The 26,391-nt window shown below is 67.9% G+C and carries 20 protein-coding genes; 14 read left to right on the forward strand and 6 right to left on the reverse strand.

Annotation, left to right across the window (positions count from 1 at the left end):
• Nucleotides 1-20: 20 nt before the first annotated feature.
• Nucleotides 21-1,049, forward strand: a complete 1,029-nt coding sequence (locus tag AC6JAC_RS07890) for an SDR family NAD(P)-dependent oxidoreductase (RefSeq protein ID WP_028272584.1) — start codon at nt 21-23, stop codon at nt 1,047-1,049.
• 25 nt (nt 1,050-1,074) lie between these two features.
• Here AC6JAC_RS07890 and AC6JAC_RS07895 read toward each other — a convergent pair whose 3' ends face one another.
• Nucleotides 1,075-2,415, reverse strand: a complete 1,341-nt coding sequence (locus AC6JAC_RS07895) for a glutamyl-tRNA reductase (RefSeq protein ID WP_347895351.1) — start codon at nt 2,413-2,415, stop codon at nt 1,075-1,077.
• 158 nt (nt 2,416-2,573) lie between these two features.
• Between AC6JAC_RS07895 and hemE the strand changes: the two genes are divergently transcribed.
• The 10 genes from hemE to hemL all read left to right on the forward strand — a co-directional run bounded on the left by hemE (nt 2,574) and on the right by hemL (nt 13,613).
• Nucleotides 2,574-3,695, forward strand: a complete 1,122-nt coding sequence (hemE, locus tag AC6JAC_RS07900) for a uroporphyrinogen decarboxylase (RefSeq protein ID WP_347895353.1) — start codon at nt 2,574-2,576, stop codon at nt 3,693-3,695.
• Nucleotides 3,696-3,698: 3 nt separating this feature from the next.
• On the forward strand, nt 3,699-5,150 hold the full coding sequence (gene hemG / locus AC6JAC_RS07905; RefSeq protein ID WP_454698968.1) for a protoporphyrinogen oxidase: 1,452 nt from the start codon (nt 3,699-3,701) through the stop codon (nt 5,148-5,150).
• A 201-nt stretch (nt 5,151-5,351) separates the two neighbouring features.
• Complete coding sequence (locus tag AC6JAC_RS07910) at nt 5,352-6,149, forward strand: superantigen-like protein SSL4 (RefSeq protein WP_028272588.1); 798 nt, start codon at nt 5,352-5,354, stop codon at nt 6,147-6,149.
• A 100-nt stretch (nt 6,150-6,249) separates the two neighbouring features.
• Nucleotides 6,250-6,975, forward strand: a complete 726-nt coding sequence (gene hemQ / locus AC6JAC_RS07915) for a hydrogen peroxide-dependent heme synthase (RefSeq protein WP_028272589.1) — start codon at nt 6,250-6,252, stop codon at nt 6,973-6,975.
• Nucleotides 6,972-8,243, forward strand: coding sequence for a ferrochelatase (locus AC6JAC_RS07920; RefSeq protein ID WP_028272590.1), 1,272 nt, complete (start codon nt 6,972-6,974; stop codon nt 8,241-8,243). Before hemQ ends, AC6JAC_RS07920 begins: the two co-directional genes overlap by 4 nt.
• Complete coding sequence (gene hemC, locus AC6JAC_RS07925) at nt 8,240-9,238, forward strand: hydroxymethylbilane synthase (protein WP_028272591.1); 999 nt, start codon at nt 8,240-8,242, stop codon at nt 9,236-9,238. The genes AC6JAC_RS07920 and hemC overlap by 4 nt, the downstream gene beginning before the upstream one ends.
• 32 nt (nt 9,239-9,270) lie before the next feature.
• Nucleotides 9,271-10,200 carry a uroporphyrinogen-III synthase gene (locus tag AC6JAC_RS07930; RefSeq protein ID WP_028272592.1) on the forward strand — a complete coding sequence of 310 codons (930 nt, stop codon included), beginning with the start codon at nt 9,271-9,273 and terminating at the stop codon, nt 10,198-10,200.
• Entirely contained in the window at nt 10,197-11,180 is a 984-nt protein-coding gene (gene hemB / locus AC6JAC_RS07935; protein ID WP_028272593.1) for a porphobilinogen synthase, read from the forward strand. Before AC6JAC_RS07930 ends, hemB begins: the two co-directional genes overlap by 4 nt.
• Entirely contained in the window at nt 11,177-12,256 is a 1,080-nt protein-coding gene (locus tag AC6JAC_RS07940; RefSeq protein ID WP_043439526.1) for an LLM class flavin-dependent oxidoreductase, read from the forward strand. The genes hemB and AC6JAC_RS07940 overlap by 4 nt, the downstream gene beginning before the upstream one ends.
• A gap of 13 nt (nt 12,257-12,269) precedes the next feature.
• Nucleotides 12,270-13,613: a glutamate-1-semialdehyde 2,1-aminomutase gene (hemL, locus tag AC6JAC_RS07945; RefSeq protein ID WP_028272595.1), complete on the forward strand. Its 1,344-nt coding sequence runs from the start codon at nt 12,270-12,272 to the stop codon at nt 13,611-13,613.
• Between the two features lie 104 nt (nt 13,614-13,717).
• Here hemL and AC6JAC_RS07950 read toward each other — a convergent pair whose 3' ends face one another.
• The 4 genes from AC6JAC_RS07950 to AC6JAC_RS07965 all read right to left on the reverse strand — a co-directional run bounded on the left by AC6JAC_RS07950 (nt 13,718) and on the right by AC6JAC_RS07965 (nt 17,544).
• A complete protein-coding gene (locus AC6JAC_RS07950) occupies nt 13,718-14,560 on the reverse strand; it encodes a MetQ/NlpA family ABC transporter substrate-binding protein (protein ID WP_028272596.1) in 843 nt (280 codons plus the stop codon).
• A gap of 159 nt (nt 14,561-14,719) precedes the next feature.
• Nucleotides 14,720-15,391 (reverse strand): methionine ABC transporter permease, encoded by a 672-nt coding sequence (locus AC6JAC_RS07955; protein ID WP_028272597.1) that lies wholly within the window; start codon nt 15,389-15,391, stop codon nt 14,720-14,722.
• Nucleotides 15,388-16,497 (reverse strand): methionine ABC transporter ATP-binding protein, encoded by a 1,110-nt coding sequence (locus tag AC6JAC_RS07960; RefSeq protein ID WP_051629068.1) that lies wholly within the window; start codon nt 16,495-16,497, stop codon nt 15,388-15,390. Before AC6JAC_RS07960 ends, AC6JAC_RS07955 begins: the two co-directional genes overlap by 4 nt.
• Nucleotides 16,498-16,782: 285 nt before the next feature.
• Nucleotides 16,783-17,544 (reverse strand): 3'-5' exonuclease, encoded by a 762-nt coding sequence (locus AC6JAC_RS07965; protein WP_051629069.1) that lies wholly within the window; start codon nt 17,542-17,544, stop codon nt 16,783-16,785.
• A gap of 152 nt (nt 17,545-17,696) precedes the next feature.
• Here AC6JAC_RS07965 and AC6JAC_RS07970 point away from each other — a divergent pair, with 152 nt between their 5' ends.
• From AC6JAC_RS07970 to AC6JAC_RS07980, 3 genes are all read left to right on the forward strand, one after another.
• The gene (locus tag AC6JAC_RS07970) at nt 17,697-18,113 is read left to right on the forward strand and encodes an MGMT family protein (protein ID WP_028272599.1); all 417 of its coding nucleotides are present in this window, start codon (nt 17,697-17,699) and stop codon (nt 18,111-18,113) included.
• Nucleotides 18,114-18,208: 95 nt separating this feature from the next.
• On the forward strand, nt 18,209-21,583 hold the full coding sequence (locus AC6JAC_RS07975) for an ATP-dependent helicase (RefSeq protein ID WP_028272600.1): 3,375 nt from the start codon (nt 18,209-18,211) through the stop codon (nt 21,581-21,583).
• Complete coding sequence (locus AC6JAC_RS07980; RefSeq protein WP_497964207.1) at nt 21,580-25,131, forward strand: ATP-dependent helicase; 3,552 nt, start codon at nt 21,580-21,582, stop codon at nt 25,129-25,131. Before AC6JAC_RS07975 ends, AC6JAC_RS07980 begins: the two co-directional genes overlap by 4 nt.
• Here the strand turns inward: AC6JAC_RS07980 and AC6JAC_RS07985 are convergent.
• The gene (locus AC6JAC_RS07985) at nt 25,103-26,335 is read right to left on the reverse strand and encodes a macrolide 2'-phosphotransferase (RefSeq protein ID WP_497964209.1); all 1,233 of its coding nucleotides are present in this window, start codon (nt 26,333-26,335) and stop codon (nt 25,103-25,105) included. The two genes, AC6JAC_RS07980 and AC6JAC_RS07985, sit on opposite strands and share 29 nt — an antisense overlap.
• Between the last annotated feature and the right edge of the window lie 56 nt (nt 26,336-26,391).

Consider the following 26,391-nt stretch of genomic DNA (forward strand, 5'->3'; position numbering starts at 1 on the left):
ACACCGAGGAAGGCCCAGCAATGAACCAGGACACAAGCAGGACCCCGCAACACAAGACCGGCTCCGGATTCGGCAAGGAGTCGACCGCCGCTGAAGTCATTGCCGGCATCGACCTCACCGGCAGGACTGCCATCGTCACGGGCGGGTACTCCGGACTGGGGCTGGAGACGGTCCGGGCACTGGTGTCCGCCGGCGCCCAGGTGCTGGTGGGCGCCCGGAGGCCCGGCCATGCGCGGGAAATCCTGGAAGAAGCCGGAATACCCTTCGCACTGCCAGCCGGGGCGGAAGGAGGAACCGTAAGTGTCGGCGCGCTGGACCTGGCGGACCTGGCGAGCGTGACAAGCTTTGCGGACAACTTCCTGTCCGCGTCCGGGGAATCAGGCGCCGGCCTGGACATCCTCATCAACAACGCCGCCATCATGGCCAGCCCCGAGCACCGGGTGGGCCCGGGCTGGGAGTCGCAGTTCGCCACCAACCATCTGGGCCACTTTGCCCTGACCAACCTGCTGTGGCCCGCGCTGGCCGCCGGACGGGGCGCGCGCGTCATCTCACTCTCGTCCACCGGGCATAAGCTCTCGCCCATCCGTTTCGACGACATCAACTTCGACACCGGCTACGACAAATGGAAGGCCTACGGCCAGGCCAAGACGGCCAACTCCCTCTTCGCCGTACACCTGGACTTCCTCGGACGGGATGCCGGGGTTCGGGCCTTCGCCGTGCATCCCGGCGGCATCATGACGGAACTGCAGCGCCACCTGCCACGCGAGGAAATGGTGGCCGCCGGCTGGATGGACCAGGACGGCAACGTCGATGCCCGGTTCAAGACCCCGGCACAGGGCGCCGCAACGTCAGTGTGGGCCGCCACGTCCCCGGCGCTGGAGGGCATGGGCGGGGTCTACTGCGAGGACTGCGACATCGCCGAACCCACCCGGACGGGAAGCCCTGAAGCCCGGATCAGGGGAGTGGATGCGCACGCGGTGGATCCGTCGGATGCTGCACGCCTGTGGACGCTCTCGGCGGAGATGACAGGGATAAACGCCTTCGGCTGACGCCGGGGCGGCCGGAAGCCTTGGGCTAGGCGGTTTCGCGCCGGATGTCGGCGGACGCGGGGCCGGCCTGGCCGTGGTCCACGGGGCATTCCGCTGCCGGGGCAGCGGCGGGCTGCTCAACGGTGATGCCGTACAGCGCATCAAGGGCCGCGATGTACTGTTCCTGCTGGCCGTTGGAGGCAAGCTCCCGCGCCCGGACCGTGGGGACGTGCAGCAGCTGCTTGACCATCCGGCGCAGGGCGAACTCGACTTCCTCGGCGGCGGCCGTGCAGCCGTGGCGTGCCCGGACCTTTTCCATTTCGGCGTCGAGGACGTTCATGGTGTGGCGGCGCAGCGCGACGATCGCCGAGTCCACGGACCTGGCCTCGCGCTCCTGCTCGAACGCTGCGGCCGCGCCGGTGACGATGCCGCTGGCCTGCGCCAGGGATTCGGCCTGCTCCTGGGGAGCAGCGAGCCGCACGGATTCGAGCGTCAGCAGCTCCACGCCGTCGAGCTCTCCCACGGCGGGGTCGAAATCATGGGTGAGCGCCAGGTCGATGGCGATCAGAGTCTGGGGTGAGCCGGCGCGGACACGGGCGAGTTCGTCCGCTTCCACGCGGGTATCGGAGCCGCTGCACCCGATCATGACGTCCGCCGCGGCCACCGCGGTGGGAAGCGAATCGGAGTCGAGGGCCTTGCCGCCGCGCGTGGCGACGAAGGCTTCGGCGCGTCCGGAGGAGGAAAAGACGGAAATGTCCGTGCACCCGCGTTCACGGAGCAACGACATGGTGGCGCCCGCGTAGGCGCCGGTCCCGAAGACCACGGCTTTCTTGGCGGACCAGTCGGGGTCCTCGGAAAGGTCGGTGGCGAGATCCAGGGCCACCGAGACGATGGACAGTCCGCGGGATCCCAGGGCCGTCTGCGCCCCGACGTCCTTGGCGGTCTTGGATGCTGCCTGGAAGAGCCGGACGAGGCCTGAACTGGCAGTGCCTTCATGCTGGGCGGTGATGAGTGCCCGGCGAACCTGCCCGGCGATTTCGCGTTCGCCGACCACAGCCGAGTCCAGGCCGGAGCTCACGGCGAAAAGGTGCTGGCTGACTTCGCCGCCGGTGCGCGTGTTGAATGAGCGGGAGACCAGTTGCTCGTTGAGTCCGGTGCGTTCACTGATCTGGGCAACTAGGGCGGCGCGTGCCGCTTCCACGTCATCCGGATGAGGCGCTTCACCATAAATTTCGAAGCGGTTGCAGGTGGCAAGCACCACCGCACCCGTCACTGCCGGCGACCCGGAGAGTGCGGATGTAGCAAGCTCGGAAGCACCGGTGCTCAGTTGAGCAACGGTCTCGAGGTCGATGTCGGCGTGTGTAGCCACCAATGAAAAAAGAACCACAGCATCACAATCATAGCTTTTACGTCACGGCGTAGAACAACAAAGCGCAGTGGCGAACCCCACGGCGGCCTGTGATTCCTGCCACGGAAGGCGCCGGCCGGGACCGGATGACAGCCTGTCGTTATCTTTTCCGCGCGACTTTAGGGACAATCGGAGTCATGACTTCAAGCGCTGCAACGTCCAACGGAACGGTCTCCGACGCCCCGTTCACCGATGCCACCCTGGATGCAGGACACCCGCTGATGGACGGCCGCACGGCTGATTCGCCGCTCATCACCGCCTACCGCGGCGGTAAGCCGAGCCGTCGGCCCGTCTGGTTCATGCGGCAGGCCGGCCGTTCCCTGCCGGAATACCTGAAGGTGCGCGAAGGCGTGGCCATGCTGGATTCTTGCCTGCGCCCCGAGCTGGCCTCAGAGATCACGCTGCAGCCCGTGCGCCGGCACGACGTCGACGCCGCCATCTTCTTCTCGGACATCGTGATTCCGTTGAAACTGGCCGGCGTGGGCGTGGACATCGTTCCGGGCGTTGGTCCGGTCCTGGACAAGCCGGTCCGCACTGCCGCGGACGTCGCGGCACTCCCGAAGCTGACCTGGGAAGCGCTGGAGCCGATCCGGGAGGCCGTCCGCCTTACCGTTGCCCAGCTCGGCAAAACGCCGCTGATCGGTTTCGCCGGTGCGCCCTTCACCCTCGCCGCGTACATGGTTGAAGGCAAGCCCTCCCGCGACCACCTCGGCCCGCGCACCATGATGCACGCCGACCCCGAAACCTGGACCGCCCTGGCCAACTGGGCTGCCGACGCCTCGGGCATGTTCCTGCGCGCCCAGCTGGAAGCCGGTGCTTCCGCAGGCCAGTTGTTCGACTCCTGGGCGGGCTCGCTGGGGCTGGCCGACTACGAACGCTTCGTGGCCCCGGCCTCTGCCCGTGCGCTGGACCACGTCCGCCACCTCGGTGCGCCGCTGATCCACTTCGGCACCGGAACCTCCGAGCTCCTGGTGGCCATGCGCGACGTCGGCGTCGACGTGGTGGGCGTTGACTACCGGCTGCCGCTGGACGAAGCCAACCGCCGGCTGGGCGGGACCGTCCCGCTGCAGGGCAACATCGACCCCGCCCTGCTGTCAGCTCCGTGGTCAGTCCTCGAAGCGCACGTCCGGGAGGTCATCCGGGCCGGGTCTGCCGCCCCCGGCCACGTCCTGAACCTGGGCCACGGCGTGCCGCCGGAGACCGACCCTGACGTCCTGACGCGAGTCGTCGAACTTATTCACTCGATTTCCCCGGAGTAAATGGTGAGCGCAGCCACGCCGGAAGCGTCCGTTCCTACGGCGGTGGTGGTGGGAGGCGGCGTTTCAGGCCTGCTCGCCGCCCTTGAGCTAGCCAAAACCGGCAGGCACGTCACCGTCCTGGAAGCCACTGAAGCCTGGGGCGGCTGCGTGGGCAGCCATGTGGTGGGCGGCCTGACGCTGGACAGCGGAGCGGAGTCCTTCGCCACCCGTTCAAGCGCCGTAGCGGACCTCGCGGCGGAACTGGGCATCGCCGGCCGTATCGTGGCACCCCATCCTGGCGGCGCCTGGGTCCAGCTCCCCGAAGGCGCACGTGAACTTCCCAAAACCGGCGTCCTGGGCATTCCGGCCAACCCATGGGATCCCGAAGTGCGACGGACGCTGGGACTGGCCGGCTCCCTCCGGGCTTCACTGGACAGGTTCCTGCCGGCTTCCGCGGGCACCCGCGCGGGCATCACGAGCGTCTCGGCCCTGGTCCGGCAGCGGATGGGCCGCCGCGTCCTGGAGCGGCTCGTCGAGCCCGTGGTGGGCGGCGTACATTCCGCTGATCCCGCGCTCCTCGACGTGGACATGGTGGCGCCCGGACTCCGCGACGGAATCAGGGCCCACGGTTCCCTGGCTGCCGCCGTCGCCGCCCAGCGCCGGGGCACCCCGGCGCAGGGCAGCAAAGCGGGATCCGCCGTCGCCGGCCTCCATGGCGGCATGCACACAATGATCAGCGCCCTCGTGGCGGAGCTGCGCCGGCGCGGCGTCACGCTCCTGACCGGAACCCCGGCAGGGGCGGTGGCCAGGACTGCGGACGGTTGGCGGGTTTCGGCCGGGGACCAAACGTACGACGCCGGCCTGCTGGTGGTGGCCCTTGACGGCCCGTCCGCCGTGGGACTGCTGCAGGACGCCGTGCCGGACCTTGGCGGCCACCGCCCGGCTGCCGGTCCGGACGTAAAGCTTGTGACACTTGTTGTTGACCTCCCGGAACTCGACCGCCGGCCACGGGGAACGGGCATCCTGGTGGCCCCGCAGACGCCCGGCATCGAGGCCAAGGCATTGACCCACGCCACCGCCAAGTGGGACTGGCTGGCGGCCGCTGCGGGGCCGGGCACCCACGTCGTCCGGCTGTCATACGGCCGGGGTGAGCAGCTCCCTGAAGACGGTCCCGCCGCTCCGGTCGGCGCCGGCTCCCGCGAGGGTGGCCATGCCCTGCTTGATGCGGCCTTACGGGATGCGTCGGCCCTGCTGACAGTGCCTGTCACAGCCGATGACGTGCTCGACTGGGACGTGGTCAGCTGGGGCGGAGTGCTGCCGTTCGCAGCCGTGGGCCATCGACAGCGGGTGGCGGAAGTCCGCCGGGTGTGCGCTGCTGACGGAAGGCTCGTCATGGTGGGCGGGTGGCTGGCGGGCAACGGCCTGGCGGCCGTCGTCGCCGACACCAAAAAACAGATCGCGGACAGCCTCCACTAGCCCGCGAGTACCGCCTGCAGGGCTTCTTTGCAAGTTTCTAATGGCACGTTTTTCTGGCTAGGGTCGATGACTATGGTCATTCAGAAGTCCGAAGAAACTCGAACGCTGACTGGTTTCCATGGGGGTCTTCGGCGCGGCACGGCAGCAGCGGCGCTCGGAGCGGTACTAGTCCTTTCCGCAGGTGTTCCTGCATCCAACGCTGTGTCCCTCGTTCCGGCTCCGGACACCACAGATGGCGCTGACGCCGCCACGACGACGTCAGTGGAAGCCGGTGTTCCCTCGCTGGATATCTGGGCCTCCGTGGTCCTGGGACCCAAGGGTGATCCCACCCGCCCGTCCGCACCGGGCTCCGGCAAGCAGACGCCGCCCGGACAACGGACGCAGCCCACACCGTCACCGTCTCCGACGACCGACCCGGTGACGCCTTCACCGTCGCCTGACCCGGAGACGCCGTCGCCGTCGCCGTCTCCCTCCGAAAGCAGCGCGCCGTCGGGCACGCCGGCACCGGCACCGGCTCCCGCAGGCGGAGCCGCAGGCCCGTCCACCGGTCCCGCCCAGGCGCCGGCCGCGCCTGCTCCCGCCACCGGCGCGGCCCCGGCCGGCACTCCCGGGGCGCCAAGCCCGTCGCTGCCCGGAACTGCCGCACCGGCCGCTCCGGGAACGGCAGGAACCGCTCCCGGCACCTCCGCCAAGATACCGGCCACCGGCGCGGCGTCGCCGGCGACCGGCAGCCGGGCTGCAGGGCCGGCGGCCACTGCTACCGCGTCGGCGTGGACCACCACGAACAGGTACGGTCCTGCCAACATGGCCACGTTGACCTCGGCAGGCGTCCTGCCGCTGTCCGGACCCGGCTACGGCGTCTCGAGCGCACCGGTCATGAGGTCCGCCGTGAGCGTCTCGCCGATGGGCGAAATGTCTCCCCAGGTCTGGTGGGGTGCCGGGCTGGTAGCGCTGGCCTGCGCCGCCGGGGTGGCCTACGTGCGGATGCGCCGGATCTGAGCCCGCTGCGGGCTGAAGAGGCTGTGAAATTAAGCACTTCTACGCGTTGTAGAAGAGTTCGGTTTCGACTTAGGCGGCACCGGAGGGCAGACTGGTAACTATGAGCCACACTTCTGCCGAATCTGTCAGTAAAACCGAATCAGTAGCCGGAAAATCAGCAGCCGAAGAAACAGAGCAGTTCTTCACCCTCTGGACGGTTTTCAAGCGCTCCTCGGACGTCCAGCGCAGCGCCGACGCTGCCGTCGAATTCGAAGCCCTGCTGGGCCGCCTTGCGGACGCGGGGGTTGTCCACCGCGGCAGCTACGACGTTTCGGGCATGCGTGCAGATGCGGACATCATGGTGTGGCTCCACGGCCCCAAGCCCGAGGCGCTGCAGCAGGCCGTCCGCGACATCCGCCGCAGCAGCCTTTTCGCAGGCACTGAGATCGTCTGGTCGGCCATGGGCGTGCACCGCGAGGCCGAATTCGCCAAGAACCACACCCCCGCGTTCTCCCGCGGCGTGGAACCCGCCGAGTGGCTCTGCGTGTACCCGTTCGTCCGCTCCTACGAGTGGTACCTCCTGCCGGAGGCCGAGCGCGGCGCCATGCTGCGCGACCACGGACTGCTGGGCCGCGACTTCCCGCAGGTCATCTCCAACACCGTTTCGTCGTTCGCCCTGGGCGACTGGGAATGGATCCTCGGCCTCGAGGCCCCCGAACTGGTGGACCTCGTGGACCTGATGCGCCACCTGCGTGCCACCGAGGCCCGGCACCACGTCCGTGAAGAAATCCCGTTCTACACCGGCCGCCGGGTCACCGCCGGGGAAATCGCCGAGGTCCTCGCATGAGCCCGCTCGAAGCGCAGGGCCCGCCCGCCGCCGTTAACCCGGTCACCGAAGCCGGCCGGATGGCGCCAAAAGAGTACGACGCCGTCCTCCTCGCCTCCTTCGGCGGCCCCGAAGGCCAGGACGACGTCATCCCGTTCCTGCGCAACGTCACCCGCGGCCGCGGGATCCCGGACGAACGGCTCGAAGAGGTCTCGCACCACTACCGCGCCAACGGCGGCATCAGCCCGATCAACCAGCAGAACCGGGCGCTCAAGGCCGGTATCGAAGCCGAACTTTCCGCCCGCGGCATCGACCTCCCCGTCTTCTGGGGAAACCGGAACTGGGATCCTTACATCCCGCAGACCCTGCAGGACGTGTACGACGCCGGCCACCGCAAGGTCCTGATGGTCACCACGAGTGCCTACTCGTGCTACTCCAGCTGCCGCCAGTACCGCGAAGACATCGGCCTCGCACTGACCTCGACCGGCCTGGACGGAAAGCTGGAAGTGGACAAGGTCCGCCAGTACTTCGACCACCCGGGCTTCGTGGAACCGTTCATCGAAGGCACAGCCGCCGGCCTGGCCGACGTCCGCGCCCAGCTGGCCGCCGCCGGCACCCCGGACGCACCCGTCCACATCCTCTTCGCCACCCACTCCATTCCCACGCGGGACGCCGAAGCCGCCGGACGTTCGAAGGACGAGCCGCGCCAGTTCGCCGAAGGCTCGGCCTATGTGGCCCAGCACCTGGCATCCGGCGCCGAGGTCATCCGCCGGGTCGAGGAGGAAACCGGTGACACGGCCCCGTGGTCGCTCGTTTACCAGTCCCGCTCCGGAGCCCCGCACGTTCCGTGGCTCGAGCCGGACATCAACGACGCCATCGAGGAACTCGCCGGCCAGGGCGTTAAGGGAATCGTGATCGTTCCCCTGGGCTTCGTCAGCGACCACATGGAGGTTGTCTGGGACCTGGACACCGAAGCGCTGGAGACCTGCCGGAACCACGGCCTCGCCGCAACCCGGGTGCCCACTCCCGGCACCCACCGCAAGTTCGTGGGCGGCATCGTGGACCTGATCTGTGAGCGCACTGCCGCGAACAACATTGCCGACCGGCCCCACCTGACCGACCTCGGCCCCTGGTACGACGTCTGCCGCCCCGGCTGCTGCGCCAATTTCCGGGGCGAGAAGCCCACCATCGCGGGAGCGGACACCACCGTCGGTACGGGCCACGACCCCTACCCCCCGGACCCTGCTGCCGCGCCGGCTGCCCGGGCGGCGGGACAGGAATCGCCGTGACAGTGCGTATCGGGACGCGCGCCAGCAAGCTGGCGCTCACCCAGACCCAACAGACCGCGGACCAGCTTGCCGCCATCGGCGGTTTCCCGGTGGAACTCGTGCACATCAGGACCGACGGAGACGTCCTGACCGGCTCGCTCTCGCAGATGGGCGGCACGGGTGTGTTCGTTGCGGCCTTGCGCGATGCGCTGCTGCGGGACCAGTGCGACGTTGCCGTGCACTCGCTCAAGGACCTGCCCACCGGAGCCGCTCCGGGGCTGACCCTCGCTGCGACGCCAAAGCGCGTGGACGTCCGCGACGTGCTCTGTGCCCGCGACGGTTTCAAGCTGGCCGACCTGCCGCAGGGCGCCCGGGTGGGTACCGGATCCCCGCGCCGGGCGGCGCAGCTCCGCGCAGCCCGTCCCGACCTGGACGTCGTGGACATCCGCGGCAACGTGGACACCCGCCTGGGCCGTGTCCCCGGCCTGCCGGGCAACCTTACCGACGCCGTGGTGGACGGAAAATCCTGCGACCTCGACGCCGTCGTGCTGGCGGCTGCCGGCCTTGAGCGCATCGGCCGGCTGGACACCATCAGCGAATACCTCGAAACGGACGTGATGCTTCCGGCCGCCGGCCAGGGCTCACTGGCCATCGAGTGCCGCACCGCGGATGCGCCGCGGAAACCCGGGTCCACCGAGGGCTCCCAGGGGCCGCTGGCGCAGGCGCTGGCAGCGCTCGATGACACGGACACCAGGCTGGCGGTTACGGCTGAGCGGGCACTCCTGGCCCGGCTGGAGGCGGGTTGCGCGGCCCCGGTGGGCGCCTACGCGTTCCGCAAGGGAAGCATGCTGTACCTGGAGGCCGCGGTCTGCGCGGTCGACGGGAAAGCCTCCGTCCGCGACAAGCGGGCAACAGACGGGCTCACCGAGGTGGGCGCCACGCTTCTGGGCATTGAACTTGCCGAGGTGCTATTGGCGGCCGGCGCAGCCGATATCGCGGACCTTGCCGCTTCCTGAACCGGCGGAGCCCGCCACATGATGGGACGGCCATGATGGGACGGCGCAGCGCCCGCCGCGCTGAGGGCGAGCCGGGGCCGCGGGTGCTGGAGGGTGCCCGGGTCCTGGTCACCCGCAGCCCCGACCGGGCAGCGGCGCTCCTCGCGGCCCTGCGGGAAACCGGTGCCGAACCGTTGCTGTTGCCGCTGATCGATTTCGAACGGGCCAGGGACCTGCATTCCCTGGAAGTCGCCTTCGATGCCTTGGGCGCGGGTGCCTACAGCTGGCTGGTGATCAGCAGTGTCACCACCGTGCAGGCGCTCGAGGAACTCGCCCGGGAACGGGGCAGTACGCTGAGCCAGTGGCTGCCCGGCTCCGTCCAGGTGGCCACCATCGGGCCTGCCACACGGCGCGAACTCGAGTCCCGCGGGGTCGCCGTGGACCTTGCCCCCGCCCGGCTTCAGTCCGGCGTCGGGCTCCTCGACATCTGGCCGCAGGGCCCGGGCAGCGTCTTCCTTCCGCAGGCGGACATTGCGGACGGCAGGCTCGCCGACGGGTTGGAAGCACTTGGTGCCAGCGTCCAGGCCGTGACTGCCTACCACACGGTGGATTATCCGGCGGATCCGGCCCGCAGCTTCACGCCGGAGGAGCCCGCCGCCGTGACGCAGCCCGGAGCTGAAGTGCTGACTCCCGCCGAAGCGAAAGCCGAGCTTGCCGCCGGGCGGCTGCACGCCGTCGTCGCCGCTTCGCCCAGCGCTGCCCGCCGCATCCATGCCGGACTGTCGCCGCTGGGGGACTGCCGGTTCGTGGCGATCGGGCGTTCGACGGCGGCTGAGGCCGCATCGCTGGGGCTGCCGGTGGCCGCCGTCGCCGAGGAACCAACAGCGTCCGGCCTGGTGTCCGCCGTCGTCCAGGCACTGGCACCAGGACATTCCACACCACCACCGCCCGCCCCTGAGACCCACGTGAAGGACAGAACATGAGCTTCCCGACCCATCGCCCCCGCCGGCTCCGCACCACCCCGGCCATGCGCCGGATGACGGCCGAACACCGGCTGGCGGCGCCCGAGCTGATCCTTCCCGCGTTCATCCGGGAGGGGCTCACGGAACCCAACCCGATAGCGTCCATGCCCGGCGTGGTGCAGCACACCACCGATTCCCTGAAGAGGGCTGCCGCCGAGGCCGTGGAGCTGGGCGTCGGCGGCATCATGCTCTTCGGCATTCCGGCCGAACGCGATGCGCGCGGCACCGCATCCCTGGACCCCGACGGCGTGCTCAACAAGGCGATCCGGGACGTCCGCGCGGAGGTGGGCGATGACCTGGTGGTCATGAGCGACGTCTGCCTGGACGAATTCACCGACCACGGCCACTGCGGCGTCCTCGACGCCGACGGGTACGTGGACAACGACGCAACGCTGGAAATCTACGCGGCGATGGCCGTGGCGCAGGCCGACGCCGGAGCGCACATGCTGGGCCCGTCGGGAATGATGGACGGGCAGATCGGCGTCATCCGGCAGGCACTGGAGGACGCCGGACACACGAACACGGCTGTGGTGGCATACGCCGCAAAATACGCCTCTGCGTTCTACGGCCCCTTCCGGGAAGCTGTGGATTCGCAGCTCAAGGGGGACCGGCGCACGTACCAGATGGATGCCGCCAACCGCCGCGAAGCCATCCTTGAAGTGGAGCTGGACCTCGCCGAAGGCGCCGACCTGGTGATGGTCAAGCCCGCCATGAGCTACCTCGACATCCTCGCCGACGTGGCCGCCATGAGCACCGTGCCCGTGGCCGCGTACCAGATCTCGGGGGAGTACTCCATGATCGAGGCTGCCGCCGCCAACGGCTGGATCGACCGCCGCGCTGCCATCACCGAATCGGTCCTCGGCATCAAGCGGGCCGGCGCCAACATGGTCCTGACCTACTGGGCGTCCGAGCTGGCCGGCTGGCTGAAGGAGTCGAAATGAGCGACAGCCCCACGGCCCCCGTCGGCCCGGGGAAGGTCCTGCTCGGGCTGAACACGTTCGGCGACGTCGGGTCCTACCCCGACGGGCACCCGGTGCCGCACGCGCAAGTGCTGCGCCAGCTGCTGGAACAGGCGGAGCTGGCGGACGACGTCGGACTCCACGCCTTTGGCGTGGGGGAGCACCACCGCCGGGACTACGCCGTCTCCGCCCCCGAGGTCTTCCTCGCCGCCGCCGCGGCGCGCACCAAGCACATCCGGCTGGGATCCGCGGTGACCGTGCTGAGTTCGGATGACCCCATCCGCGTCTTCCAGCGTTTCTCCACGGTGGATGCCATCTCCAACGGCCGCGCCGAAGTCATGCTGGGCCGCGGGTCCTTCATCGAATCGTTTCCGCTGTTCGGCCTGGACCTCGCCGACTACGACGTGCTGTTCGAAGAAAAGCTGGAACTCTTTGACAAGGTCCGTGCGCAGAAGCCCGTTCACTGGGAAGGGCGCACCCGTCCGGCCATCAACGGGCTGAGCGTCTATCCGCCGCTGGAACACCACCTGCTGCCCGCCTGGATCGGCGTGGGCGGAACGCCGGAGTCCGTGCTGCGCTGCGCGGAATACGGCTACCCCATCATTTTCGCGATCATCGGCGGCGAACCGCGTTCTTTCGCCCCGCTGGTCAACCTGTACCGCGAGGCCATGGCCAAGTACGGGCATCCGATGCAGCAGGTGGCCACGCACTCGCCCGGGCATGTAGCCGAAACGGACGAGGAAGCCCGCGAGGAGTTCTTCCCGCACTGGCTCGAGCTGCGGAACAGGATCGGAGCCGAACGCGGCTGGGGACCGGGAAGCCGGCGGGAATTCGACGCCATGTGCACCCCCGAAGGCGCGCTCTACGTGGGATCGCCGGAAACGGTGGCGCGGAAGATCGCCCTGCTCAAGCAGAACCTGGGGGTGGACCGTTTCGACCTCAAGTACAGCAGCGGCTCCCTGCCGCACAAGGCCATGATGCGGTCCATCGAGCTGCTGGGCACCGAGGTGGCGCCCCGTGTGGCCACGCTCCTGTCCGGGCATGCACCCGCCAACTGAAAGAATAGGAACCATGACTTCCAGCTCTCCTCGCAATGAGGAACTCTTCGACCGTGCACGCCAGCTCATGCCGGGCGGCGTCAACTCTCCCGTCCGGGCCTTCGGTTCCGTGGGCGGTACTCCGCGGTTCATGGTGTCGGCCAAGGGCCCGTACCTGACGGATGCCGACGGCGCCGAGTACGTGGACCTGGTGTGCTCCTGGGGTCCCGCGCTGCTGGGCCACGCCCACCCCGCCGTGCTCGAAGCAGTCCACGCCGCCGTGGACCGCGGACTCTCGTTCGGTGCCTCCACCCCGGACGAAGCCAACCTTGCCGCGATCGTAAAAGAACGCGTCCCTGCCGCCGAACGCGTCCGGATGGTTTCCACCGGCACCGAAGCCACCATGACGGCCGTCCGCCTGGCCCGCGGCTTCACCGGCCGCGACCTGATCATCAAGTTTGCCGGCTGCTACCACGGCCACCTCGACGGACTCCTCGCCGCGGCCGGATCCGGCGTGGCCACCCTGGCTCTGCCCGGATCCGCCGGGGTCACGGCCGCCACCGCCGCCGAAACCCTGGTGCTGCCGTACAACGACCTCGCCGCCGTCGAGGCCGCGTTTGCCGCGCACGGCAGCAACATCGCCGCCGTCATCACGGAGGCGGCTCCGGCCAACATGGGAGTGGTCACGCCCGGCGACGGGTTCAACGCCGGACTTTCGCGGATCACCCGTGAACACGGCGCCCTGCTCATCGTGGACGAAGTCCTGACAGGCTTCCGCACTGGGTACTCGGGCTACTGGGGCCTCACCGGCGGCGCGGCAGATGCAGCAGAGCCGTGGAGCCCGGACCTGCTCACCTTCGGCAAGGTCATCGGCGGCGGCATGCCCACGGCGGCCCTCGGCGGCCGGGCGGACATCATGGACTACCTGGCGCCGCTCGGGCCCGTGTACCAGGCGGGAACGCTGTCCGGAAACCCGGTGGCCATGGCCGCCGGTGTCGCCACCCTGACGCACGCCACCCCCGAGGTCTACTCGTTTATCGATGCACGCTCGCTGGAGCTTTCCGGGGCACTGTCCTCGGCACTGGATGCCGCCGGGGTGGACCACTCCATCCAGCGGGCCGGAAACCTCTTCTCGGTGGCCTTCGGCACCTCGGCGCGGGGCGTGCACAACTATGACGACGCCCAGGGCCAGGAAGTGTTCCGCTACGCGCCCTTCTTCCACTCGATGCTGGACTCCGGCATTTACCTGCCGCCGTCGGTCTTCGAAGCGTGGTTCCTTTCCGCGGCCCACGACGACGCCGCCATGAACCGGATCTTCGAGGCGCTCCCCGCCGCAGCGCGGGCTGCGGCGGCTGCAGAGGTGCCTGCCGGGCTGTAACGGCCCACAACAGAAATCCCCGCCTCCCGGACGAATCCCCGCTAAAAGCGAGGGGAAACGTCCGGGAGGCGGGGATTTCTTGCTAATGCTGTGGCGCGGAAGCCTTAGAAGGCCACCGTCACGTCACCGTTGGGCCATTCCTTCTCGATGAAGGCCTTGACCTCGGGGGAGTGGAGGAGCTCGTCCAGCTTCTTGATCCGGACGTCATCCTTGGAGTCTTCACGCCAGGCCAGGAAGTTGGCGTAGGGGTTGTTCTCCACGGACTCCACTGCGAGGGCGTCCTTGGTGCTCAGGCCGGCCTTCAGGATGAAGTTGCCGTTGATCAGGGCCAGGTCCACGGACGGGTCCTTGAGGTCGTTGATCAGCAGTTCGGGCTGGTTCTCCGAGAACTTCAGCTTCTTGGGGTTCTGCTCGTCGGTGAGGGTCAGCACCGAGGAATCGTCCTTGATGTCCTTGACGAGCCCGGCAACCTGGAGGACCTTGAGCGCCCGGACCTGGTTCGAGGGGTCGTTCGTGATGGCGACCTTGGCGCCTTCCTTGATGTCCTTGATGTCCTTGACCTTTTCGGAGAAGGCAGCGTAAGGCTCGATGTGGACGCCTTCGCCGTGGCCGAACTTGTAGCCCTTGGTCTTGACCTGGTCTTCGTACCAGGGGAGGTGCTGGTAGTAGTTGGCGTCCAGCGAACCGTCGCTCAGGGCGGTGTTCGGAGTCTGGTAGTCCTCGATCTCCTTGATGTCCAGCTTCAGGCCGGCCTTGGGCGCAAGGTCCTCGTTGAGGAATTCCAGGATCTTGGCCTGCGGGACCGGGCTTGCACCGACGGTCAGGGTGGCGGGCTTGGCCGGGTCAAGGGTGGTGGTTTGGGCGCTGGGGCTGGAGGAACCGCCGCAGGCCGTCAGGGCCAGGGCGGTGACAATACCGGTGGCCAGGAGGGAGAGTGATTTACGCATCGGGTGCGTTCCTTTCGAATTGCTGGGAGGCCGACGGCGGGCGTGCGCCCGGCGCTGTCTCCGGCACAGATGCAGCGGGCGGCTACCTGCTGCGGTGAAGATTGCCGTGCCCGTTGGACGACGGCTGGTTCGTGGCGTTGGCCTGGCGGTGGCGTTGGCCTAGCGGTGGTCGAGGCTGCGGGCGATCTGCTCGCCGACCAGCTGGATGACCTGAACGAGGACGATGATCAGGACGATGGTGACGATCATGACCGTGACATCGAATCGCTGGAAGCCGTAGTTATATGCCAGCTTCCCGAGTCCGCCGCCGCCCACCAGGCCGGCCATGGCCGAGTATCCAACCAGCGTGACCACGGTGGTGGTTGTGGCGGCTACGAGGGCCGGGAGCGATTCGCGCAGCATCACCTTGTTGATGACCTGCATTTTGGTGGACCCCATGACCTGGGCGGCATCGATCTTGCCATGGTGGACGTCCCGGAGGCACGTCTCCACCAGGCGGGCGAAGAAGGGGATGGTCCCAATGGACAGCGAGACTGACGCCGCGATGGGCCCAAGGCTCGTGCCGGTCAGCAGGCGGGCCAGCGGAATGAGCGCCACCATCAGGATGGCGAACGGGATGGACCGGGTGATGTTGACGATGACGTCGCTCATGATCCGGTTGGTGACGGGCATCGGACGCAATCCGCCCGGCGCCGTGACGTGCAGGAAGACGCCCAGGGGCAGGCCCACCAGCACAGTAAAGAAGGCCGAAATTCCGACCATCTGCAGTGTTTCAACGATGGCTTCGGGCAGTGCCTTCGCCAGGACGGGGTTGCTGAAGATGTCGTTCATGAGTTCCTTCCCGCCGCGTCGCCAAGTCCAGTCTTGTCCAAACCAGCCCGGTCCAAATCAGCCTCGTCCAGGTCCACGGCGTCCAGGTCCACGGTGTCGCTGGCTGTTGTTTTGGTCCCTGCCAGCTTGGCGCCTATTCCGCGCTGGTGGAGGTAGGCGAGGACGGCGTCGTAATCCGCATTCTCGGCCAGCTGGACACGGAGGTGCCCGAACTGCTGGCCGCCCAGCGTCTCGACGCTGCCGGCCAGGACATTGAGGTCAATGTCGAAGTGCCGTGCAACGCCGGTGAGGACAGGTTCTTTGGCGTTGTCGCCGGCGAACAGGATTTCCAGGACCGGGCCGCCCTGCAGTGCACCCTTCAGGGGCTCCGAGGCCGGGAGCGGCAGGAGTGCCTTGGCCAGCTTGCTCTCGAGATCCCCGGCCACGTCCTTGAGCGCCCCGTGCTCGATGATGCGGCCCTTGGACAGGAGGGATACCGAGTCGCAGACACGCTTCACGACGTTCATTTCGTGCGTGATGATCAGGACCGTGAGCTGCAAACGCTTCGTGAGGTCCTGGATCAGGTCGAGGATCTCGTCCGTGGTCGCAGGGTCCAGGGCAGAGGTGGGCTCATCGCACAACAGGACGTCGGGCTCGGCGGCAAGTGCCCGGGCGATGCCCACCCGCTGGCGCTGCCCGCCGGACAGCTGGGAGGGGTAGGCGTTCTCGAACCCTTCCAGGCCCACGAGGGACAGCAGGTCCGCAACCTTGGCGCGGATCTTGTCCTTCGGCGTCTTGACCAGCTCCAGGGGGTGCGCCACGTTGCCGGCCGCAGTGCGGGAGTCCATGAGGTTCGCGTGCTGGAACACCATGCCGATGCGGCGCCGGGCCGCACGGATTTCGGAGTCCCTGACGGAGCTGAGTTCCGTGCCGTCAATACTGACGGACCCCGACGTCGGACGATCCAGCAGCGTCAGGCAACGCACCAGGGTTGATTTCCCGGCGCCTGAATGGCCAATGATTCCGTGAATGGAACCTTTGGGAACGGAAAGGGTGACGCCGTCGAGGGCAACCACTTCCTTTTTCCCCTGGCGGTAGACCTTTCGCAGGTCAGTAACTGTGATCATTTATCCTCAGGAGGTTGGCCTCGGGCAGGGCATAGCACAAGCACGCTTTTGAACTTAATTATGTCAGCGGAGCCCTTGGCGAGTCACTTCCGCAGTATGTTCGGTGTAATGATCTGGCCGCCGCATTAAGTTCCGATTCGAAGCGATTGCCGCGCTGCCCGTGCGGCCGTACTGTGACAGGCAAAATTGCACCGGCTACCTGAGCCGGCCGGTAACCTTGCCGGGCACTGTGATCCTCGTCCCAGACCGTGTCCTTTTCCCGGGGTGACCGGGTTGGTACTGCGCCTAGAAGTCGCCCCCGCTGGCGTCTTCGGGCGGCAGGACCGGCCATTCGCCCTCGATCACGGCGGCGGGCTTGGTCTTGCGGAGATACGTCTGGAAGTCCGCGGCCTGGCTGGCCGCCCATCCCACCTGCAGCTGGTGGAGCTGACCGGCGGCCATGCGGAGCTTCGGGAACTTGCCGGCCATCGCGTCCAGCATTCGAAGCGTCGCGAGGGCGTCCGCTGCCGACGTGTGGGCGTTGTCGAGATTGACGTCGTACTCTTCGCAGAGTGCGGTCAGTGTCCTCTTGCCCTTGCGGTACCGGTCCACCTGCTTGTTCATGATGTACGGATCCAGGACCGGGAAGCGGTCCAGTTGCGGAATGCCGTAGCGGGCCGACTCGGCCGCCAGCACCGTGAAGTCATAGCTTGCGTTGAACGCAATAACCGGAACACCGTCGTCGAACAATCCCTGCAGCACCGAGGCGAGCTCACGGGTCACTTCCGCGGCCGGGCGGCCCTCCTGGCGGGCCCGTTCGGTGGTTACACCGTGCACCTCGCTGGCTTCGGCGGGGATCTCGATTCCGGGATCCGCGAGCCATTCATGCTCCTTGATGACGCTTCCATCGGCATCCACCACGGTGACCGACGCCGTAACGATCCTGGCGGCACGCGAGTTGCGGCCGGTGGTCTCCAGATCGAAGGCGGCCCGGGGCCGTGTGTCCCATGTGCCGCTGGTGGTGCCGCTGCCAGTGGTGATGCTGATGCTGGTGTTCCTGGTGCTCATAGTTCAAAACTACCCGCTGCCTCTGACACTTTTGCGCCAGGCCGTGGGCGTGCCGCCCGCCGGCGGTCCGGTTGCCCCGCGGGTGGCCGCTTCCCGGGCGGCCGCCCACACGTGCCGCCTCGCGGATGCCGGGGAACCGCTACGCTGGATTCATGCGCACGGAGTATGTCGAGGCGGTACTGTCCGTGGTTCAACTGGTTCCCACGGGATCAGCTGTGGCATATGGCGACGTTGCCGAGCTCCTTGGTTCCGGCGGTGCGCGGCAGGTGGGCGCGGTGATGAGCCACCACGGCAGCGCCGTCCCCTGGTGGCGGGTCCTGAGGGCGAGCGGCGAAGCACCGCAGGGACTTGAAGCCGAAGCCCTGACCTACTATCTCCGGGAAGGCACCCCGCTCCTGGGCCGCTACCTGGACTTCGTCCGGACCGGCGAAGGCCGGTGGCGCGTTGACCTTGCGGAAGCGCGCTGGGCGCCGCTGGACAGTGACTTCGACCTCATTGACCTGATTGCAGAGCGGCTGGAGCGGCGGCTCCATAAAATGTCAGCCCCCAATGATGAAATGACTGTGTGACACTTACCAACGACTCCCCTGAGATTCAGTCGGGACAGCGGATCCAGACAGGACAGAGGATCGAGTCCGGGCGGGCAGACGGATCAACAGGCCGGATAACGGTCGGCAGGCCCGCTGGAACGGCAGCCGGACTGAGGCTCCTTCCACCCAGGCAGGTCCTCAACGTCGTTCCGGCATTGTCACCGGACCAGCAGGCGGCCGTGGATGTCCCGCACGGGTCCGGTCCGGTTCTGGTACCGGGTGCCCCGGGCACCGGAAAATCCACCGTCCTCATAGAAGTGGCCGTGCGCCGGGCCGAGCGCGACGGCGTGGATCCCGAAAGAATGCTGGTGCTGGCGCCGAGCCGCCTCGCAGCCGACTCCCTCAGGGACCGCTTTACGGCCCGGCTCAACCGGAGCCTCAGCACGACGCCGGCACGCACCTGGGCATCGTATGCCTTCGATCTGATCCGGCGTGCCAAAGCGGAAGGCATCCTTCCGCTGCCGCGACCGCCGCGGCTGCTTTCAGGGCCCGAGCAGGACCTCATCATCAAGGAATTGCTTGAAGGCCACGCCCTTCCTGGCCTTGAACTGCCCTGGCCGGAAGACCTGGGCGCCGCACTGGAAACCCGTGGCTTCCGCCATGAGGTACGCCAGCTCTTTGACCGGATCATTGAGTCCGGCCGGACGCCCGACGACCTGGTGGAGCTGGCCGGACAGTGCAACCGTCCGGACTGGATCGCTGCGGCGGCGCTGTATGCGGAGTACCGCGACGTCCTGGACCTGCGCATGCCGGAGGCCTTCGACCCCGCGGGAATCATCACGGCGGCACGCCAGATCTTCCAGGACTCGCCCGAATTCCTGGCCGCCGAGCGGGAACGCCTGCAGCTGATTCTGGTGGACGACATCCAGGAAGCCAACCCGGCAGTGTTCGAGCTGCTGGCCGATATCGCGGCAGGCAAGGATGTCTATGTGACGTCGTCCCCGGACACCGTTGTCCAGGGATTCCGCGGCGCCAGGCCCGACCTCACGGCTGAATTGCCGCACCTGCTGGCTTCCGCCGGCGCCCCCGGCGAGGGCCTCCGGGATCCTTCGGCGGCGGACACAGTCCTGGAACGCCCGCTCCGGGTGACTCACCGCCACGCTCCCGCCGTCGCCCAGGCCTGGCTTGAGGTGGCGGCACGCATCTCACAACGTGCGGGTGGCCGCTCGGCCCGCAGGCTGGAAAGCGCCGAACCCGCCGGCGGCCAGCGGCAGCAGGGCCAGCAGAATGGTGTCCCTGTCCGTGGTGATGTGGAGGGCCACGTCCTCCCTTCTCCGGTCCAGGAGCTGCGCTATGTGGCGCAGCGCATCCTCGATGCGCACCTTAGCCAGGGCCGGGAGCTTGGCGACATCGCGGTGATTGTGCGGAACGGCGGGCAGCTGAACCAATTGCAGCGCCACCTGGCCGGCCACGGCATTCCAGTGCGGGTTCCCGTGGCCGAATCCGCGGTCCGGGATGAAGTGGCAGTGCGGCCGCTGCTTGATGCCTACGCCGTGGCGCTGGATCCTGCCGCGCTGACCCCGGAGTCGGCTGTGGCGCTGCTGACGTCCCGGATCGGCGGAGCGACCTCCATCGAATTGCGCCGCCTGCGCCAGTCCCTGCGCCGCGAGGAGATCCTCGGCGGCGGCGGCCGCACCAGTGATGCACTGCTTGTCGAGTCGCTGCTGGAACCGGGCGCGCTGGCGACTACGGGTATCGAAGGCCGCTCTGCCCGCCGTGTCGCGCGCATGATCGAGGCCGGTCGGGTGGCGGCGGCAGCGCCGGGCGGAAACGCGGAAACAGTGCTCTGGGCGCTCTGGAACTCCACCGGACTTGCCGCACGCTGGACCGACGCGGCATTGACCGGCGGCGCAGCAGGGGCCAGGGCTGACCGCGACCTGGACGCCATGATGGCGCTGTTCCATACTGCCGAACGCTACGTGGACCAGTTGCCAGGGTCGGGCCCGGATCAGTTCCTGGAGTATCTGCTCAGCCAGGAGCTGCCCATGGACACCCTGGCGGCCCGGGCGCAGCTGGAGGACGCGGTGGAACTCATGACGCCGGCGAGTGCTGCCGGACGTGAATGGCCCGTCGTCATTATTTCCGGCCTGCAGGAGGGGGTGTGGCCCAACACCAGGCTCCGCGGGGAGCTTCTGGGCAGCACGCTGTTCGCTGACGCCGTTGAGCACGGGGTGGAACACGCCCTGCAGCTGGGGCCCATCAGCAGGCTGCGCGAAATCCGGTACGACGAACTCCGCAGCTTCTCCACGGCAGTCTCCCGGGCACGGGAAGTGCTGATCTGCACGGCTGTGTCGTCGGAGGACGAACAGCCCTCCTCCTTCCTGGACTACGTGGCCCCGCTGCGTCCCGGGCAGGATAGGCGCACCTTCACCCCGGTGGAGCGGCCCATGACCCTCCGTGCCCTAGTTGCCGAACTTCGGCAGCACGCGCAACTGGACGGGAAGTCGGTCGCCGAATCCGTCGAGGCCGCCAGGGTCCTTGGGCGGCTGGCCGTGGCCGAACCATCCGTGCCCGGCGCCAATCCCGACTCCTGGTGGGGGCTCGCCCCGCTGTCTTCGGGGGAGCGGATTGTCCCGGCGGGGGGAACTGTGTTCGTCTCGCCGTCCAAAGTGGAGACGGTCCAAAAGTCTCCGCTCGACTGGTTCATTCAGGCTGCCGGCGGAGAAGCGGCCACCGACTTTGCCAGGAGCCTGGGCACGCTGGTCCACGCCATCGCGCAGGACCTGCCGGATGCGTCGGGATCGGAATACGTTGCTGAGCTGGTCCGGCGATGGCCCGCACTGGGCATGAAGGACAACTGGGAGGGCAAGCTGGATTTCCAGCGCGCCGAGGGCATGGTCCGGAAGCTGGCCCAGTACATCCTGGTCATGCGCAGTGAAGGCAGGAGCCTTGTCGGTGTCGAGCTGGACTTCGAAGTGAAACTGGCGGATATCGTGGACGTTCCGCAGCCGGGACAGCCGGGGCAGCCGGCGGAAACGGCCGCTGACCCTGAGACCAGGTCCGCTGTTCTCCGCGGACAAGTCGACCGGCTGGAAATCGATGCCGAAGGGCGGCTGGTGATCGTGGACCTCAAGACCGGCAAGCGCCAGCCGTCGAAAGCTGATCTCGCGCGCCACCCGCAGCTGGGTTCCTACCAGGCTGCGGTACTGGCCGGAGGGTTCGTGGAAGCGGGCACGGTGGCCCTTCAGCCGGGCGGCGTACAGCCGGGCGGGGCCGTGCTTGCCCAGCTTGGCACGGGCAACAAGGGCCCCGGCATCCAGGTCCAGGAGCCGCTGGACAGCTCCGAGAACAACTGGGCTCTGGACATGGTGAACGAGGCCGCACGGCTTATGTCCGGCAGCGTTTTTGAAGCCCGCCACGATCCGGCCAAGTCAGGCCACGGCGGCCACGGCTGCCGGTTGCCTGAGGTCTGTCCCCTTTGCCTTCGCGGAAAGCAGGTTACTGAATGACGACGCCCCCTGACGTACCGGCGCCGCGGTTCTCCCCTGAAGAGCTGACTGCCATGCTGGGCGAACGCAACAGTCCCACGGCGGAGCAGTCCGCCATCATATCGTCGCCACTCACGCCGCGACTGGTCATTGCAGGGGCCGGATCCGGCAAGACCGCCACCATGGCAGACCGCGTTGTGTGGCTCGTTGCCAACGGATGGGTCAGGCCCGAAGAAGTCCTGGGGGTGACGTTCACGCGCAAGGCGGCCGGTGAGCTGGCAAGCCGGATCCGGGCCAAGCTGGCGGCCCTGCAGCGGATTGCCGCGGAAGACACCGAACACCGGATATTCCCGGCAGGCCTGCTGAGCGAGGATGCCCTGGAACCCAAGGTTTCCACGTATCACTCGTACGCCAGCGGGATCGTGTCCGACTACGGTCTCCGGCTCGGTGTCGAACGTGATGTTGTCCTGCTGGGCGGAGCACAGGCCTGGCAGTTGGCCAGCGAAGTCGTCGAGGCTTTCGACGGCGAATACGAGCACTTCCGTGCTGCCAAGTCCACTCTGGTGAAAGCCGTCATCCAGCTGGCTGGCGAGTGCGCTGAACACCTGCGGGATCCCGCCGAGGTGCAGGAATGGCTGATGGGGCGCGTCGCCGAATTTGAAGCCCTGCCCTATGTGGCCGGAGCCAAGAAAAACCCCACCCAGGCCGCCGGGGAACTCGGCGCCATGCTGCGCACCAGGGCCAGCGTCGCCGAGATGGTGGGACGGTACGCGGACGCGAAGCGGGTCCGGGGCGCGCTGGACTTCGGCGACCTCGTGGCGCTTGCCGCGCGGGTGGCCAGCGAGATCCCGCTGGCCGCCGAAGTGGAACGCCAGCGGTTCAAAGTGGTGCTGCTAGACGAATTCCAGGACACCTCGCACGCCCAGCTCGTGCTGTTCTCCAGGCTCTTCGGCGGCGGCCATGCCGTGACAGCGGTAGGTGACCCGAACCAGTCCATCTACGGCTTCCGGGGAGCGTCTGCCGGCCAGCTGTTCCATTTTGTTCGTGAATTCCCCGTCCGGGTCGGGGAATCTTTCGCGGTGGCACCCACCTCCTACCTGACAACCGCGTGGCGCAACGGACGCAACATCCTGTCCGCCGCCAATGTCATTTCGGCACCACTTAGCGCTGCGGCCATTCAAGCCGGGCCTGCGGGGGAGCGGGACGCGGCGGACTCCGTGGAGGTTCCGCCGCTGCAGCCCAGTCCCGCGGCGGCCCAGGGAAAGGTGGTCATCGGTCGCTTTGCAACGGACGAGGACGAGGCCAAGGCCATCGCGGCGGACGTCCTGCGGTACCGCGTCACGGATTTCGAAGACAACGACGGAACAGACCGGATACCTCCGGCGATGGCCGTTCTCTGCCGCCGTCGCGCCCAGATGGAATGTATCCGGCGTGAATTCGAAGTGCGCGGCATACCCTACGAAATCGTGGGCCTCGGCGGACTCCTGGACACCCCGGAAATTGTTGACCTGGTCGCCACGCTGCGCGTGCTCGCCGATCCCGGCCGTTCGGACTCGCTCATGCGTCTTCTGGCCGGGGCGCGCTGGCGGATAGGACCGGCCGACCTCATGGCCTTCCGGGACTGGTCTTCATTCCTTGCCCGCCGCAGGGTACACCCGGGGCAGGGTGCCGATGAAGGTGATGATGCCGATGCCGCCGTCATCGAAAGCGACATCACCGATTCGGCAAGCCTGGTGGAAGCCTTGGACTGGCTTCCGCGGGAAGGCTGGACGTCGGCCCACGGCCGGACGCTGAGCCCGGAGGCCCTCAACCGGCTGCACGCCCTCTCGGCCGAGCTCCGGCAGCTCCGGGGATTCATGGGTGACGACCTCACCACCCTGCTGGGCGAGGTGGAACGGGCCATGCTCCTGGATATCGAAGTAGCGGCCCGTCCCGGCATCAGCATCCATCAGGCCCGGAGAAACCTGGATGCATTCCATGATGCCGCGGCAGGATTCCTCCACACCTCCCACCGGGTGGACGTCCTGGCGTTCCTGGCCTGGCTGGAGGCCGCGGCCACGGAGGAGGGCGGGCTGGACGTCGCCGCTCCGGACGTCAACCATGAAGCCGTCCAGCTGTTGACGGTGCATGCGTCCAAGGGCCTGGAGTGGGACGTCGTGTTTGTTCCCGGATTGAACGCGGGAGCGTTTCCCAGCAGCCGCGATTCGCGCTGGAGCAGCGGCAGTGCCGCCCTGCCCTGGCCCCTGCGGGGTGACCGTGCCGACCTGCCGCAATGGGACCTGGACCAACCGGATCAAAAAGGCTGGCTGGATGCAGAAAAAGACTTCAAAGCGGACGTCCAGGCGCACGGTGAAGCCGAGGAGCGCAGGCTGGCCTACGTGGCTTACACCCGGGCGAAATACGTGCTGTGGGTATCCAGCGCGGCCTGGGTGGGCTCCCGGGCCGGTATGGCGGAGATGTCGCCGTTCCTTTCCGAGCTGGGGCCCCTGGCGGGTGTCGTGACAGGCAGCGGCGGCCCGGCCGGGGCGGCCCGGGAGCCCGCCGCAGGTCCGGCGGACGATGCGGCGGAACATGCCGCCGTCGTGCATTCCGCGTCGGTGGAGGAATCATCACTGCCGGTGGAAAGCCCGCTGACCCAGGACCTGGAACTGGCACTGTGGCCGTACGACCCGCTGGAAGGGCCCGCTGATCCGCGCACGGGGGCCAGGCTGAGGCTGGTGCCGGGACGGCGGGCAGCGATGGAAACGGCCGCCGGAAGGGTCCGCGAGGCCATGGCCGCGGGCCCGTCGTGGGACGCTGAAGGACCCGCAGCAGGGGAGGGGCCACGTCAGCTCCGGAGCGTTGCGGCCAACTGGGCGCAGGAGGCGGCCCTGTTGCTGGAACGCCGCTACCGCAGGGCTGCGGTGCAGGATGTCCACTTGCCCGGCCACATCTCTGCGTCAACGTTTGTGGACCTGGGCGATGATCCCGGATTGGTCCTTGCACGGCTGCGGCGTCCCGTTCCCAGGGAGCCAGGCATGTCCGCCCGCAAGGGCACGGCTTTCCACGCCTGGGTGGAAGAGTACTTCGGCAAAGCAGGCATGCTGGAACTGGAGGAGGCGCCGGGCTCGGACAACCATATTGACGAGGCGTACGGGCTGGACTCCATGGTGGAGACGTTCCGGAATTCGGAGTGGGCACACCGCGCCCCGGCCCATGTGGAGGTTCCGGTGGAAACGCGCATCGGAGACGTTGTGGTGCGCGGCCGGATCGATGCCGTGTTCCGGGACGCCGACGGGCGCTGGGACCTGGTGGACTGGAAGACGGGCCGCCGTCCCGCTGGCGGGCAGCTGAAGGTTAAAGCCGTCCAGCTGGCCGTCTACCGGCTTGCCTGGGCCCGGCTCAAGGGAGTGCCGCTCGACAATGTCCGGGCCGCGTTCTACTACGTGGGGGAAAACCAGGTGGTCCGCCCCCACGACCTCGGCACGGCGGAGCAGTTGGAGGATATCGTGACGGCTGCCCTGGGCGGAACCACCGCCCTGGCGAAAGCATCCGGATCGGCTAATGGGACTTTGCGTCCACAATCGTAATAGCGGCGGTGGACGTGTCGTCCGCGGCCGGCGGGTCATGGGGCGTGGTTTCCCCTCCGGCGTTGGCAGCCTGTCCGGCTTCACCGTTCTTGGCTGGACCGGAGGCGTCGGCGGTGGCGGGCTGTTCGGCCGGGATCGGTGTCACATGGACCGAAGGCACAGCCCCGGCACCGGCAGGGGCGGCCTGCGGAACGGCTTCGACGTGAACGGCAGGGGCGGCCTGCGGAACGGGTTCCACGTGCACGGCAGGGGCGGCCTGCGGCAAGGGCTCCACGCTGATGGGCTGGCCGCCGTGTTCGGCGATGTCCTCGGCAAGCGAGGCCAGCATTTCTTCAGCTTCGCCGATCATGGACTCGTTTCCGGCGGCCAGGCCCTTGACCAGGTACTGGGCCAGCGCGAACTCGGCGGAAAGCGCGGCGCGGCGCAGCAGGTGGGCGTCCGGCGCATCCCGGCGGCCGGACGTATAGTGGCTCAGCACGGCGTCCACGAAGCCCTGTTCGTTGGAGGCCACCAGCCAGGCCATGTCGTCGGCGGGGTCGCCGATGCGCAAATCGGTCCAGCCCGTTACAGCCGTCACCCGGTTCCCCTCAACCAGGATGTTGTCCTCATGCAGGTCGCCGTGGACAACGCAGGGATTGAAACGCCAGAGCGAGACGTCTTCCAGTGCATGTTCCCAACGTCGCAGGAGCACGGGAGGGATCTTCCCTGTGGTGGCCGCCTGGTCGAGTTCGTTGAGCCTGCGCTGCCGGAACTCATTGGGTGTGTAGCTGGGCAGGTCGGCATTACTGACCAAAGTCCGCGGAAGGTCGTGAATGGCGGCCAGTGCCGCGCCTATTTCCTTCGCCAGGGCTTCCGGCCCGGCCGTCAGTTCTTCGACGCTGCGGGTGGTGCCCGCCAGGTGCGAGTACACAAAGGTGCTGAGTGCGCCCTGACGGACGGTGCCCGCCACCGTGGGCATCAGAAAGGGCAGTTCGGCCCTGATTCCGGGAGCAAAGGCGCGGAGCACCATGAACTCGGTTTCCAGGCGGGTGCTGGCCTCGGCGTGCCGGGGTGAACGCACCCGCCACTGCTTTCCCTCGGAGTCCAGCAGAAGGGCCGAATCGAAGTCCGCCGGATCGTCGGGCGCGGAACTCACGGCGGTGGGCGTCAGTCCGGGGACTGCCGCAGTTGCTACAGCTGCCAGTTCGATCGGTTTTCTTCTCACCCATCCACGGTAGATTGACTGGCGCCCAAGATGGCGATGTACTGCGGCGAGTCTTC

The organism is Arthrobacter sp. KUASC02 (assembly GCF_059739395.1).